2 protein-coding genes are annotated in these 849 nt (G+C 61.2%); both read right to left on the minus strand.

Features of this window, described 5'->3' with window-relative positions:
- On the minus strand, nt 1-194 hold a 194-nt coding region (locus RT91_RS22760), incomplete at its 3' end, for a hypothetical protein (protein WP_035189833.1).
- Nucleotides 195-607: 413 nt separating this feature from the next.
- A partial coding sequence (locus RT91_RS19945; RefSeq protein ID WP_035189835.1) for a JAB domain-containing protein occupies nt 608-849 on the minus strand: 242 nt, incomplete at its 5' end.

The raw sequence follows: 849 nt of genomic DNA on the forward strand, positions 1-849 counted from the left end.
GTAACCGCACCTTCGCCACCGGTCATGACGATCTTTCGGCCGCTTGCCAGGTCGTTGATAAACAGCGTCCCGCGGCCGCCGTTGATGGCAAGCCCGTTGCTTCCGCCGGGGGAGGGGCTTCCGGCGAAGATCGTGTCATTCCCGCCGATGTCGTTGATGGTTGAATTCCAGGATCCGCCCGGGATGGAAATCACGCTATTGCCCGTCTGCGTCGTGATGACGTCGAACCCGGTGGCGACGATGGTGTCTGCCGCGGCACCGGAAGCTGCGGCAACGGTGACGGCGGCATTTCCGCTGGCGTTGATCAGGTTGCCCGCCCCGGTGACGAGGATGGGCGAAAATTATATTATATCTAAAAGATAAATACAGTAAATCAGCGAAGTTACCCTTCTTTAATCCATAGAATGTTGCCGGTGCAAGTTTATTGTTGGTGCCAGCTCATACACTCGGGTAACGCAGTCCCCCGGACCGTGCGATGCGTCGGCCCGGCCCTGTCCATCGTCGTTAGAGCACCATCCGGTCAGACGAAAACATCCGTTCGGATGAGGATGCTTGGTTAGTCATCGGAGAGGATCATTCATCCGATCCGTCCGGATCGGAAAAATGCTCAGTCCCCCGCCTGCGCCGCCAGCCGCCGTGCCGGCGCCGCCCGGCCGGGCTGGCGATGCCGATAGGCGATCGCCTCGGCGACATGCTCCCGCCGCACCACCTCGCGCACATAGACCTGGGTATGGTTCACCGTCCCGCGCGAGGCCACCGTCGTCGGCCGAGCAGCCGGTTGCGGTTGTCGAGATACGATCACGCGGAACTGCTCCACCGGCTCGCGCGCCATCGCGATGGTGAGGTAAT

Origin of the sequence: Acidiphilium sp. JA12-A1, from assembly GCF_000724705.2 — a bacterium.
GTDB classification, from domain to species: Bacteria; Pseudomonadota; Alphaproteobacteria; order Acetobacterales; family Acetobacteraceae; genus Acidiphilium; species Acidiphilium multivorum.